Source organism: Neptunitalea chrysea (genome assembly GCF_027924145.1).
Taxonomy (GTDB): Bacteria; Bacteroidota; Bacteroidia; order Flavobacteriales; family Flavobacteriaceae; genus Neptunitalea; species Neptunitalea chrysea.
On record NZ_BRVP01000015.1, the window covers coordinates 26,338 to 39,149 of the forward strand.

13 protein-coding genes are annotated in these 12,812 nt (G+C 34.3%); 4 read left to right on the plus strand and 9 right to left on the minus strand.

Annotation, left to right across the window (positions count from 1 at the left end; genetic code table 11):
* Positions 1–2: 2 nt before the first annotated feature.
* From rpmB to recR, 8 genes are all read right to left on the minus strand, one after another.
* Complete coding sequence (gene rpmB, locus NBRC110019_RS11375) at positions 3–242, minus strand: 50S ribosomal protein L28 (protein WP_281754945.1); 240 nt, start codon at positions 240–242, stop codon at positions 3–5.
* Positions 243–319: 77 nt separating this feature from the next.
* Positions 320–1,570: a competence/damage-inducible protein A gene (locus NBRC110019_RS11380; RefSeq protein ID WP_281754946.1), complete on the minus strand. Its 1,251-nt coding sequence runs from the start codon at positions 1,568–1,570 to the stop codon at positions 320–322.
* A gap of 4 nt (positions 1,571–1,574) precedes the next feature.
* Entirely contained in the window at positions 1,575–1,907 is a 333-nt protein-coding gene (locus NBRC110019_RS11385; protein ID WP_281754947.1) for an Hpt domain-containing protein, read from the minus strand.
* On the minus strand, positions 1,908–2,519 hold the full coding sequence (locus NBRC110019_RS11390) for a fumarylacetoacetate hydrolase family protein (protein WP_281754948.1): 612 nt from the start codon (positions 2,517–2,519) through the stop codon (positions 1,908–1,910).
* Positions 2,520–2,526: 7 nt separating this feature from the next.
* Complete coding sequence (locus NBRC110019_RS11395) at positions 2,527–3,303, minus strand: 3'-5' exonuclease (RefSeq protein ID WP_281754950.1); 777 nt, start codon at positions 3,301–3,303, stop codon at positions 2,527–2,529.
* Positions 3,304–3,410: 107 nt separating this feature from the next.
* Complete coding sequence (locus NBRC110019_RS11400; RefSeq protein ID WP_281754951.1) at positions 3,411–4,739, minus strand: dihydrolipoamide acetyltransferase family protein; 1,329 nt, start codon at positions 4,737–4,739, stop codon at positions 3,411–3,413.
* 90 nt (positions 4,740–4,829) lie between these two features.
* Positions 4,830–5,978 (minus strand): glycosyltransferase family 2 protein, encoded by a 1,149-nt coding sequence (locus NBRC110019_RS11405; RefSeq protein ID WP_281754953.1) that lies wholly within the window; start codon positions 5,976–5,978, stop codon positions 4,830–4,832.
* 9 nt (positions 5,979–5,987) lie between these two features.
* The gene (gene recR, locus NBRC110019_RS11410) at positions 5,988–6,605 is read right to left on the minus strand and encodes a recombination mediator RecR (protein ID WP_281754954.1); all 618 of its coding nucleotides are present in this window, start codon (positions 6,603–6,605) and stop codon (positions 5,988–5,990) included.
* Positions 6,606–6,711: 106 nt separating this feature from the next.
* On the opposite strand from recR, the gene NBRC110019_RS11415 reads away from it, so the two are divergent.
* Positions 6,712–8,154 carry a sodium:solute symporter gene (locus tag NBRC110019_RS11415; RefSeq protein WP_281754955.1) on the plus strand — a complete coding sequence of 481 codons (1,443 nt, stop codon included), beginning with the start codon at positions 6,712–6,714 and terminating at the stop codon, positions 8,152–8,154.
* On the opposite strand, the gene NBRC110019_RS11420 is transcribed toward NBRC110019_RS11415, so the two are convergent.
* The gene (locus NBRC110019_RS11420) at positions 8,125–8,490 is read right to left on the minus strand and encodes a CoA-binding protein (protein WP_281754956.1); all 366 of its coding nucleotides are present in this window, start codon (positions 8,488–8,490) and stop codon (positions 8,125–8,127) included. The genes NBRC110019_RS11415 and NBRC110019_RS11420 overlap by 30 nt on opposite strands.
* Before the next feature lie 111 nt (positions 8,491–8,601).
* On the opposite strand from NBRC110019_RS11420, the gene NBRC110019_RS11425 reads away from it, so the two are divergent.
* The 3 genes from NBRC110019_RS11425 to meaB all read left to right on the plus strand — a co-directional run bounded on the left by NBRC110019_RS11425 (position 8,602) and on the right by meaB (position 12,794).
* A complete protein-coding gene (locus NBRC110019_RS11425; protein WP_281754958.1) occupies positions 8,602–10,992 on the plus strand; it encodes a TonB-dependent receptor in 2,391 nt (796 codons plus the stop codon).
* Positions 10,993–11,346: 354 nt separating this feature from the next.
* The gene (locus NBRC110019_RS11430) at positions 11,347–11,568 is read left to right on the plus strand and encodes a hypothetical protein (RefSeq protein WP_281754961.1); all 222 of its coding nucleotides are present in this window, start codon (positions 11,347–11,349) and stop codon (positions 11,566–11,568) included.
* 143 nt (positions 11,569–11,711) lie between these two features.
* Positions 11,712–12,794, plus strand: a complete 1,083-nt coding sequence (gene meaB, locus NBRC110019_RS11435; protein WP_281754963.1) for a methylmalonyl Co-A mutase-associated GTPase MeaB — start codon at positions 11,712–11,714, stop codon at positions 12,792–12,794.
* Positions 12,795–12,812: the final 18 nt, after the last annotated feature.

Sequence of the window (12,812 nt, forward strand, 5' to 3'; positions counted from 1 at the left end):
ATTTATTTGGTTAAATAACCTTTTTCTCTAGCTTCTTTAAGAACAGCCGAAATACCTTTTTTGTTGATATTTTTAATTGCAGCTGCAGAAACTTTTAACGTAATCCACTTATCCTCTTCAGGAATGTAAAAACGTTTCTTAGTTAAGTTAGCGTTAAATTTACGCTTTGTCTTATTCATTGCATGAGAAACATTGTTTCCCACCATAGCTTTCTTACCAGTTAGTTCACAAACTCTTGACATCTTCTTAAATTCTTTTGTGTTATTAAAAACAGGGTGCAAATTAACAAATTAAAAAGATAACAGACAAGCGAGTTTATTTATTTTTTTATAATTTCATTTTTTAAAAGTTCAAAACTTTCTAAAACTGCTTTATTTACTACTCTTTCGCGGTTCTTACCAAAATTAAACTTTTTAGAAATCACACCGTTAGGGCCAGCCAAAGCTATAAAAACCGTACCAACTTCTGCTTCAGAATCTCCTTTAGAAGGCCCTGCATTACCTGTTGTAGCCAAAGCATAATCTGTTTGCAATAGTGTTTTCACATTTAAAGCCATCGCTTCTGCCACTTCGCTACTTACCACTGAACACGCATTTATAAGCTCCGCAGAAACCCCTAATACCTTAATCTTAGTTTCGGTAGCATAACTCACCACACTTCCTTTAAAGTAAGCAGAAGCCCCAGGAACCGAGGTAATTAGCTGCGCTATTTTACCACCCGTACAACTTTCAGCTGTTGCCAAGGTTAATTGTTTTTGAGCCAAAAGCCTACCTAACAACACTTCTACATCACCATCTCCCTCCATTCCGTAGATAATATCTCCTAGAATTGTATGAAGTTCCGAAATCTTTATATTCAAACACTCCTCTAAAAACTCCTTATCTACTCCCTTAGCCGTAAAACGTAAACGAACACGACCAAAACTAGGCAAATATGCTAGTTTTATAAAATCAGGCAATGTATCTTCCCATTTATCCAACTGTTCTGCAATAGCACTTTCCCCTCTTCCAGCGGTTAGTACTGTTTTATGAACTATATAAGGCAATGTAAAACGCTCCTGCAATCTTGGAAGTACTTCATTCTCAACAAGCCCCTTCATCTCAAAAGGTACTCCCGGCATAGAAAAAAACAAAGTTCCATTTTTTTCAAGTAACATCCCTGGGGCAGTGCCATTTACATTCATTAATACTGTTGCTGTACTTGGTACTAACGCCTGTTTTCTATTTAAATCTGATATCGATGAATTTTTAATATACTTTTCAAAAAGCTCTTCTACATGCGCTAAAACTTGTGTATTTTCTACAAGCACATCGTTAAAGTAACTACAGATAGTATGTTTTGTAATATCATCTTTTGTAGGACCTAAACCACCTGTGATTAGAACAATATCTACTCTAGATTCTGCTTCGGCAAGAGCCTCAAGAATATGCTTTCTATCATCCTGAACAGAAGATATTTGATAAACCCCCACACCAATACTATTCAATTGCTTAGCTATATAAACCGAATTAGTATCTACAATCTGACCAATGAGAATTTCATCCCCAATGGTGATAATTTCTGCTAACATGGATTTACAGATTAAAATCTTTCTTAAGAAGTGCTACAGCTTCATTTATTTCAGATTTAATAACGGCATATTTTTCCAATACCTCATCAAAAAGTTCATTCTTAGCACTTTGCTCTATTTCTAAAATTTCCTGAAAAGCTACATCAAGACCCACCAAATCTACATTAGGCTTAATTTTATGGGCATGCTGATATACTTTTAAAAAATTTTTCTCGGATATAGCAAACTCTATTTGCTCCATATCCTGAGGAACCTCCTCAATAAATAGCGCAACTACAGAAAGAATAAAATCTTGATCTCCACCTGAAAGCTCTTCTATTTTTCCTAAATTATACATTTATTTCACGGTTACTTTTAAAGCTTGTTTCTCATTTAAAATTCCGGTAAGCACATCGTCTGTCTTCACCTTCCCAACTCCCGCCGGTGTCCCTGTAAAGATAATATCTCCTTTTTTCAATGTAAAATATTTTGACACATAAGATATGATTTCATCTATTTTCCATAGCATCAGACTTGTGTCTCCTACCTGAACTGTTGTATTATTCTTTTGCAATGAGAATTTAATGGCATTTAAATCGGCAAATTCTTCTTTTGGATAAAATTCACCTATAACAGCCGCACCGTCAAACGACTTTGCTTTTTCCCACGGCAATCCTTTCTCTTTTAACTTAGCCTGAAGATCTCTTGCAGTAAAGTCAATTCCCAATCCTATTTCATCATAATACTTATGGGCAAATTTTTCATTTATATGCTTCCCTACTTTATGAATCTTTACCAATACCTCTACTTCGTAGTGAACATCATTTGAAAATTCAGGAATATAAAAATCTTGTTGCTTCGGTAAAACAGCACTATCTGCCTTTATAAAAACAACCGGATCTTGAGGTTTTTCATTCTGCAACTCTTTTATATGATCCGTATAATTTCTACCTATACAAATTATCTTCATATCCGCTCTACAACTTTGTATTCAATTTTCTCAATTTAATAGCCGTAAGCACTTTTTTGGTATATAACGGAAAATCTGCATTGATAATCCACCCAAAATATCCAGGTTCCGAATCCAATACATCTTCTACTTTCTTACCCTTATGCTTTCCAAAAGAGAACACCTCTTCTCCGTTTTTGTTATATGCTATAAAACCGGCAAAATCTGCACTATTCCTTCTTTTAGTAAATTCAGAAAGCGACTTAACATTATTCTCTAAATCATCTGAATATCTATCCAACTGTGCTTTTAGCACCTCATAAGTGGCATTCGTATCAGCAGCTGCGCTATGAGCATCTTCTAAATTTTTACCACAATAAAACTTATAAGCTGCCTTTAACGTACGTTGTTCCATCTTATGAAAAATGGTTTGCACATCTACTGGTAACATATTCTTCATATCAAAATCAACATCAGCCCTTAACATTTCTTCTGCCAACAAAGGAATATCAAACCTATCAGAATTGTACCCACCTAAATCACTATCCTTAATCATAGCATATACAGTTTTTGCTAACTCTTTAAAAGTAGGTTCATTAGCTACTTTTTCGTCGGTAATACCATGTACCAAAGTCACCTGAGATGGGATAGGCATCTCTGGATTTACTAACCAGGTTTTACTCTCTTTATTTCCGTTAGGAAATACTTTTAAAATTGAGATTTCTACAATCCTATCTTTTGTTATATCGGTTCCCGTAGTTTCAAGATCAAAAAAACAAATAGGTTTGGTAAGATTTAATTCCATTATGAAAAGTTGATTTTAAATCATTTTTGTTAAAAATAAGAAAAGGTAAATCATCTAAAAAATTATTCGGATGATTTACCTTAAAATTTATCGTATTAAGAAATTACTTAAACTTCTCTATTTACATCCCAAGCTTCTAAATAGTCAGCAACAGCTTTTACAAACATCCCTCCTAAAGCACCGTTCACCACTCTATGGTCATAACTATGTGACAAGAACATCTTCATTCTAATTCCTATAAAATCTCCTTGAGGCGTTTCTATTACAGCAGGCACTTTTCTAATAGCTCCTAACGCCAAAATACCTACCTGAGGCTGGTTAATAATTGGAGTTCCCATAACCGAACCAAACATTCCTATATTGGTTACCGTATAGGTTCCTCCCTTAATTTCATCTGGCTTTAACTGGTTCAATCTAGCACGATTTGCCAAATCGTTTACCACTTTAGCCATACCTACTAAATTAAGCTGATCTGCATTTTTAATTACCGGAACAATAAGATTACCATCTGGCAAGGCCGCAGCCATCCCTAAATTAATATCTTTATGCTTTACTATTTTATCTTCATCTAACGAAATATTCAACATCGGATACTGTCTTAAAGCTGCCGCAACCGCCTCCATAAAGATAGGAGTAAAGGTTAATTTTTCTCCTTCTCTTATTTCAAATCCAGCTTTTATCTTATTTCTCCAGTCCCAAATATTAGTAACATCTACCTCTATATGACTTTGTACATGAACAGAGGTTTGTACACTCTCTTTCATATGATGAGAAATAAGTTTACCCATTCTAGTCATCTCTATAATCTCTTCTTTACCATTTACAGATACCGGAGCTGCTTTTTGGTACGTAGGCTTTTTAACTACAGGAGCCTTAACAGGTTCCATAGTTTCAGTTATAACTGCGCCATTGGTACGCTGCTGTAAATAAGCAAGCATATCGCTCTTAGTTACTCTACCACCTTTACCAGAACCTTTAATAGTCTCTAATTCTGCTAAAGAAACATTTTCTTCCTTCGCTATATTTTTCACTAATGGCGAATAGAACCTATCCGTACCAGCAAAATCTACCGTTGGTGCCACCACCTCTTTCACAGCAGAAATAGAAGCTTCCAATTCTTCCACAACAGCAGACTCTTGCTCTTCTTCTACATCCTCATTTTCATTGGTTGACTCTACATCAAAAACACCTTCTTCGTCTGTTTCAATAATCGCTAATACTTCACCAACTTTCACTACATCATTCGGACCAAAGAATTTTTCCACTAAAACACCATCTACTTCACATGGTACTTCTGAATCTACTTTATCTGTAGCTACTTCTAATACAGTTTCGTCAGCTTCAATAGTATCTCCTACTTCTTTTAACCAAGTTGTTATAGTTGCCTCAGCAACACTTTCTCCCATTTTAGGTAATACAAGTTTGTATTTTGCCATATTGATAATTGAATGTTGTTTTTTGTTATAACATTTGCGAAATTAACCAAAAAAGAGTAACACTCATGAATACTCCTTAATAAATTTAAGTTAAAAGAGTTTCACCTCTCCTTTCGCATCACTAAAATTGCTACCTACCATAAATTTTTCTCCCTTCGGCACAATCTTATACGTAAAACCTTTACCACTCAATATTTTAAAATATTGAATTATTTGTTTGTGTGAAATGGTATCGGCATCAAAAATAATTTCCGTAGCAATATTAGAGGGCGTCATCTTTTGAATTTCCTCAAAAGACTTTATTCTAACTTTATCTCCAAACGTTTCTTTAAGACTATCTAACATTGCCGAATTTAAGCTCACCAAAAAGTACCTATCTGGTACTATATGTATATTTGCATGTTGTTGCATTCGTATTAACTTGAGTAAGCTAAACACCTTAGCTCCTACCCTCATCAACAAATCGAAAAATATATTTACTTTAAAATGCTTTTTGTAAAAGAAGTTCATCGCTTCTCTAAAGCGTTCTAAAAATGTTTCATCTTTATTAGTACTCTCCCCTTTGTAGTGTATCACCTTTGTTTTAGGGAAATAATAATTCTTCTTCCCTTTTAGCAAAGACATATAAGAGATATCTACATCATCCGAATACATAAAGCATCCTTCATCAAACCCTCCTAGCTCAAGATAAAAATCTTTCTTCATAAACATAAACGCTCCTACCAAAATATCTACAGGTCCTATTTCATTTTCATCCAACTCCATAACATAATACTTTCCGCACTGTTTTGGAAAATATTTATACAGCTCTAAAAATTTGGTAAATGCCACCCAAGGAGTCGGTACACCTCTCTTACTTTCAGGCAAAAACTTACCCGTGCCATCTATCAACTTAGGTCCTAATATACCAACATCATCTCTACATTCTACAAAGTTCAAAACCTTATCAAAAGTATCTTCAGCCACTACCGTATCTGGATTAAGAATACAAAGATACTCACCGGTTGCTGCTGCAACCCCCATATTATTTCCTTTCGGAAATCCTAAATTGTCGTCATTAGCTATTAAAGTAACCTCAGGAAAGTCTTTTGTAACCATCTCTACACTTCCATCTTCAGAAGCATTGTCGACTACTATAATCTCGGCGTTTAGATGAGCAGTTGCTTTTTCTACCGATTTCAGACAAAGGTTTAAAAAATGCTTTACATTATAGTTAAGTATAACAACAGAGAGTTTCATTACAGGCTTTTAACTTTTAAGAGAATTTTCAAAAGGAATTCTGTTGATAATACTTCTACCAAGGGTAACCTCGTCTGCATACTCTAACTCACCTCCTACAGATATACCTCTTGCTATTGTTGATGTTACTACGTTATAAGGCTCCAATTGTTTAAAAATGTAAAAATTTGTGGTATCTCCTTCAATTGTACTACTCAAAGCAAAAATTATTTCTTTCACTTCTCCTTGGGCTACACGTTCAACCAAAGAAGCTATTGTTAAATCAGAAGGGCCAATTCCGTCTATTGGTGATATCTTACCACCTAAAACATGATATAACCCCTTGTATTGCCCCGTAGATTCAATCGCCATTACATCTCTAATATCTTCTACAACACAAACCGTTTCATCTTCTCTTCTAGGATTAGCACATATATCACATAAAATAACGTCGGAAATATTATGACACTTTTTACAAAACTTAATTTCATTACGCATAGCATGCAATGCCCCAACCAACCTTTCCGTCTGACTTTCAGGCTGTTTCAATAAATGAAGCACCAAACGTAAAGCGGTTCGTTTCCCTACCCCAGGTAACTGAGCCATTTCTGCTACTGCATTTTCTAGAAGTTTTGAAGAAAATTCCATTGGCGCAAAGGTACAATTTTTAATATTCTCTATTTTCGTTTGATAAAAAAATTGAAATTTGCATATTGTCTCTATTTATATGTAATTTGTTTCAATTACTACAAACATGAATCCACTTTACATCTTACTCATTATATTAGTATACTTCGGATTGCTAATTCTAATCTCCTATATCACCGGAAAAAACAGTACCAATGATGCTTTTTTTAAAGGAAACAAGCAATCTCCATGGTACGTTGTAGCATTCGGAATGCTGGGAGCATCATTATCTGGAGTTACTTTTATTTCGGTTCCTGGGTGGGTAGAAGCAACCAAATTTAGCTACATGCAAGTTGTGTTAGGGTATGTTTTAGGTTATTTTATAATTATAAAAGTATTACTACCTCTTTATTACAAACTCAATTTAACCTCTATATACACCTATCTTGAAGATCGGTTTGGTACCACTACCTATAAAACGGGAGCATCATTCTTTTTACTGTCTCGTATTGTAGGAGCTAGTTGCAGGTTATTTTTGGTTGCTCAGGTATTGCAATTAGTTATTTTTAATGAATTAAAGGTTCCGTTCTCCGTAACGGTAGCTATTACCATTATTTTAATATGGTTATACACTTTTAAAAGTGGTATTAAAACTATTGTATGGACAGACACTTTACAAACCTTGTTCATGTTAATAGCACTTGGCGTTGCTATTGTTACTGTTTATAACGACTTAAACATTTCTAATATTGGACTTGTAAACTATATTAAAGACAATGCGCTTTCTAAGATATTTTATTTTGATAACATAAAAAGCGGAAACTACTTTTGGAAACAATTTTTATCGGGTGCTTTTATCACTATTGTAATGACCGGATTAGATCAGGATATGATGCAAAAAAACCTAACCTGTCGTTCTTTAAAAGACGCACAAAAAAACATGTTTTCACTTTCTATAATTCTTGTACTTGTAAACTTAATATTCCTATCATTAGGTTTATTACTAACAGATTATGCTTCAGCTAACGGCATTGACGCGCATGGAGACTTACTTTTCCCTACTATTGCTCAGAGTAACTTAGGCCCTGTAGTTTTTGTCTTTTTCTTCATAGGACTCATTGCAGCCGCTTATAGCAGTGCAGATAGTGCACTTACCTCATTAACCACAAGTTTTAGTATAGACATTCTAGAGATTGACAAAAAACACAATGAAGAGAAACAGGTTAAAATAAGAAAACAGATACATATTTTAATATCATTCATACTATTTCTATCTATTATCTTTTTGAAATATGCCATTCCCGGAGAAAGCATTATATCGCAACTTTTCAGTTTTGCAGGATATACCTATGGCCCTTTACTAGGCTTCTATGCTTTTGGAATGTCTAACAAACTTAAGGTAAAAGACAAGTGGGTTCCTATAGTAGCTATAGCATCTCCTCTAATTTCATACGGAATAGATTGGTATTGCAACTCAAAAGGATGGAAATTAGGCTATGCAATTCTTATGATTAACGGGTTAATTACCTTCTTAGGTTTACTAATACTCTCCCGTAGAAAGCAAGACTAAAGTACATGCTACTTCAGACTCAATTCCCGCTTCCTTAAGTAACTGCAGAAATTCAGGATTCTCCGTACCAGGATTAAAAATAACACGTCTCGGATTCAAGTGTACAATATAATCGTAGTACGATTCCTGAATCATGGGATTCACATAAAGCGTTACAGTATCAACGTTCTCAAATACTGTTTTACTTCCTTTGATTTCAACGCCCTTTACATTACCTTCCTTACTCCCTATTGCTTCAACCTCATAGCCTTTTCTAAGTAACTCATCTACAGCTAAATAACTATACCTATTCGGGTTTTTCGGGTTTGTAGAAGCTCCTATTACAACTGTCTTCATTTGTTAAAATTTGTTAAACCATGTAACACCTATACCACATAGGCGTCTTGTTTGTAAACCTTACCACAAGGTACTGTTTAATTTATCATCAATCAAAAGTCGAACAATCAAATGAAACAATTTAGCTTTTTTTTAGCACTTGTTGTGCTATTGTGTGCCCCTATAAAAGGGTTTTCAAATGAAGTATCAGGAGGGGTCTACGGAAAAGTTACAGACCAAATTACCGGCGAACCCATCCCTTATGCAACGGTATCTGTAAAATTAACTGCAGATCAAAAGACGGTTGCCGGAATGGCAACAAATGATCTTGGAGAATTTGAAATTAAAAATTTAGAAAACGGATCATACACCATAGAAGTACAATTTATAGGCTACCAAATTTTCTCTAAAAACATAAGCATTTCAAAAGGAAACAAAAACATTCAGCTTGGTAACATTCAATTAATTGAAAACGTAACCGAATTAGAAGGAGTTGAATTAGTAGCAGAACGTTCTACTATAGAACAAAAAATTGACCGTAAGGTTATAAACATAGGAAAGGATTTAACCACCGTTGGAGCTTCTGCTGCCGACATCATGAATAACATCCCCTCTGTAAACCTTGATCAGGATGGCAACTTATCGTTAAGAGGAAACCAAAATGTTAGAGTAATGGTAGACGGAAAATTATCAAATATTCCGGTAGCACAGCTTTTAAAACAAATACCTTCTTCCTCTATTAAGTCTATTGAACTCATCACTAATCCTTCTGCTAAGTATAACCCAGAAGGTATGAGCGGTATCATCAATATTGTTCTACATAGAAATGCCAATATCGGATTTAACGGAAATGTATCTTTAGGATTTACACAGGGTGTTACACCAAAATACAACAGCAACGTAAACTTAAATTACCGAAATGGAAAATTTAATCTTTATGGTAATTATGGTAATAATATTGGCAAATACATGAATGAAGGAGGTGTATATAGATATGACGACGACTCAGAACAGCTTTTCAATATAAAAAACACCAATGAATCGCATTTATACAAAGTTGGAGTCGACTTTTATTTAGATGATTATAACACCTTGTCCTTTTTTACAAATCAAAATATTTTTGATGGTAAAGGTGATGCCATTACAGATATTATATTCTATAGCGATAGTTCTTTAGACCAGACCCAAATATTTGGTAACGACAACAATAATAATAGTGGGCAATACAATTTTGACTACAAACACAACTTTAAAAAAGAAGGGCACATGATTGAATTAGAGGCGGACTATAATCAATTCACAAGCGATGAGGACTCCTATTTTATGTTCTCTTCAGGTGACCTTCCTGATTACAATGATTTTGTAGACACAGAACGTAATCAAGCCACTATTAACTTAGACTATGTAGATCCGTTAAATGAAAAAACCAAATTGGAACTAGGCGCACAAGCTCGACTTTTTTCATCTGACATAAACTATCATTCCACAGGTTTATCATATAACTCAGCAGGAAACTTAGTAGCAACCCCAAGTACACACTTTACCTATGACATGGATATCTATTCTGCTTATGCTACCTATGGACAAAATTTTAAAAAATGGTCATACCAACTAGGTGCCCGACTAGAATCTGTTAACACAAAAGCGGACACCAATACAGTTAGAGCCTTTACCGATGATTATATTCAAATATACCCATCAGCTTTCGTAAGTTATAAGCCTTCAGAGAAAAGCGCATATCAGGTTAGTTTTAGTCGCCGTGTAGACAGACCCGGATTATCTCAGGTAAATCCTATCAGACAATGGAGTTCTCCAAGAATTTCTTCTTACGGAAATCCTAACTTACTTCCTCAGTTTACAAATTCTATTGACGTAAACTATACAAGAAGAATTAAAAAAGGAACTATTACGGCAGGCGTTTTCTATCGTATCTTAAAGGATGAAATAAACCGAGCGCTATTAATTGATGAGTTAGATGAAAACAAATTGATTTTGATCTATCAAAACTACGATGACAACAATTCTTACGGACTTGAATTATCTAGTAACTATAAACCAACAAAATGGTGGAACCTTAACGCAAGCTTTGATCTTTTTAACCAAGTACAAAAAGGATTTATTGGTAGTGAATATGCCGAAGTTGAAAACACAACATACAATTTTAGAGTTAACAATAACTTCCCGGTAACCAAAAAGATTACCCTATCTGTATTCGGTTTTTATAGAGGACCTAATAAAAGTTTACAATTTAACCCTAAAGCCATGTATTTTGTAAACACAGGAGCACGTTACTCTTTTGCAGACGGAAAAGGAACCCTAAGTGTTAATGTAAATGATGTTTTTAACACTATGAGATTTGCCTTTGATGCCTCAAGACCATATAAACAAAAAGGAGAATTCACTTGGGAAAGCAACACACTTTACTTAGGACTATCCTATACCTTTGGTAGTGGTAAAAACCATGCAATGCGCAGAAAAAATAGAGACAACAATACCAAGCAAAGCGGTGGAGGTATGTTCTAATAACACCCTACACACCTCTAAAATAACTAACTTTAAAGTAACACATAAATACATTGTTTACCGTAAACTATGTAAGAGCTGTCTATAAAATTATTTAGAAGGCGTATACTTTAGTTTCTATTATCAGGTAAACAACCCACTATTCACTCATTTAAATAATAGCTGTTCTTGCACTAAGAACAGCTATTATTATTTTAGAGTTAAAAATAATTTAATCAAATATTTATGAAAGAGCTAATTGAAATACTTCTGATATTTCTTTCGATTTCTACAAGTGCGCAAAGCAATATGCTTAATCTTAATGATTGACATCAGCTTACAGAAGAAAACCACCCTATAATTAAACAATATGATTTGCTTAAACAATCATCTCAGTTCACAATAAAAAATATACCTACTGAAAACAATCTTAACATAACTATTCAGAAAACAGAAAGTCGTTTGGCAAATGGGATAGCTATTAGTATTACCAATGGAAGCAGCTTTTTTGATGTACTCCCCAAATTACTTTCTATTTTAGGGTTTGCTATAGTATTAAACATCTGGGCTATTATTAATTACAAAAAGAAACGCTAATTACACCTAATAAACATCTATCTTATTTAGAATGTTCCTTGTATTTTTAGCCAAAATAAATTACAACCCACTATTAAAATAGAAGTGGTTATTTTTGAAACTGATAATTTCTTTGTTATTTTTACAGGAAAAGCTATTTAGTCTTGAAAAAAACACATCCATCTGCTTTACAGGAAAAAGAAGGGATTACGCCACCGGAAAATACCAGTTTCTCAGCAATTGACAGGATTAAGAAGTTTAGAAAGCAAAACCTAAATCCTAGAGAATTAGCAAAAAAAATATGCAATGGAAATACCATTGCATTAAGTAGAGCTATTACTTTAGTAGAGAGTACCAATCCTGAACACACCGAAAAAGCCAACGAAATTATTACTGCTTGCTTACCTAAAGCAAATAAATCAATTCGTATTGGTATCACAGGAGTTCCGGGTGCTGGTAAAAGTACTTTTATAGAAAGCTTTGGTTTACATCTTACTTCTCTAGAAAAAAAAGTAGCTGTATTAGCGGTAGATCCAAGTAGCTCTATTAGTAAGGGTAGTATTTTGGGAGACAAAACCCGAATGGAAGACTTAGTAAGAGATCGCAATGCTTTTATACGACCTTCCCCTAGTGGAGACTCTTTAGGAGGTGTTGCCAGAAAAACTAGAGAAACTATTATTCTTTGTGAAGCTTGCGGCTTTGATACAATCATTATTGAAACGGTTGGTGTTGGTCAAAGTGAAACAGCTGTACACAGTATGGTTGACTTTTTTTTACTTTTAAAACTTGCAGGAGCTGGAGATGAATTACAAGGGATTAAACGAGGTATTATGGAAATGGCCGATGCCATTGTTATAAATAAAGCTGATGGAGACAACTTAAAACCAGCAAAAAAAGCAAGAGCTGAATTTGCAAGAGCTCTACATATTTACCCTCCTAAAGAAAGTGGCTGGATACCCAAAGCCTTAGTAGCTTCCTCTATAAATGGTAGTGGCATTGATGATATTTGGAAACTTATTGAAGACTATAAGGAGAATACTTTTGCTTCCGGTTATTTTAATACAAAACGTATGGAGCAACAGAAATTTTGGTTTTTACAAACCATAGAAGAGCGCCTAAAAACTAATTTTTACCAAAATAAAACGATAAAAGCAGCACTAAAAGAAAAAGAAAAAGCTCTAGAAGCAATGGAAGAAACTCCTTTTAAAGCAGCTAACGAATTATTGAACTTGTATTACAACCTTTAAAGGTAGTGTATTTGCACT

What these genes read in the sequence shown, in the direction of transcription:
- rpmB (WP_281754945.1), bottom strand. Translation starts at nt 242, where the DNA reads ATGTCAAGAGTTTGTGAACTAACTGGTAAGAAAGCTATGGTGGGAAAC.
- NBRC110019_RS11380 (WP_281754946.1), bottom strand. Translation starts at nt 1,570, where the DNA reads ATGTTAGCAGAAATTATCACCATTGGGGATGAAATTCTCATTGGTCAG.
- NBRC110019_RS11385 (WP_281754947.1), bottom strand. Translation starts at nt 1,907, where the DNA reads ATGTATAATTTAGGAAAAATAGAAGAGCTTTCAGGTGGAGATCAAGAT.
- NBRC110019_RS11405 (WP_281754953.1), bottom strand. Translation starts at nt 5,978, where the DNA reads ATGAAACTCTCTGTTGTTATACTTAACTATAATGTAAAGCATTTTTTA.
- NBRC110019_RS11425 (WP_281754958.1), top strand. Translation starts at nt 8,602, where the DNA reads ATGAAACAATTTAGCTTTTTTTTAGCACTTGTTGTGCTATTGTGTGCC.
- NBRC110019_RS11415 (WP_281754955.1), top strand. Translation starts at nt 6,712, where the DNA reads ATGAATCCACTTTACATCTTACTCATTATATTAGTATACTTCGGATTG.
- NBRC110019_RS11395 (WP_281754950.1), bottom strand. Translation starts at nt 3,303, where the DNA reads ATGGAATTAAATCTTACCAAACCTATTTGTTTTTTTGATCTTGAAACT.
- NBRC110019_RS11390 (WP_281754948.1), bottom strand. Translation starts at nt 2,519, where the DNA reads ATGAAGATAATTTGTATAGGTAGAAATTATACGGATCATATAAAAGAG.
- NBRC110019_RS11400 (WP_281754951.1), bottom strand. Translation starts at nt 4,739, where the DNA reads ATGGCAAAATACAAACTTGTATTACCTAAAATGGGAGAAAGTGTTGCT.
- recR (WP_281754954.1), bottom strand. Translation starts at nt 6,605, where the DNA reads ATGGAATTTTCTTCAAAACTTCTAGAAAATGCAGTAGCAGAAATGGCT.
- NBRC110019_RS11420 (WP_281754956.1), bottom strand. Translation starts at nt 8,490, where the DNA reads ATGAAGACAGTTGTAATAGGAGCTTCTACAAACCCGAAAAACCCGAAT.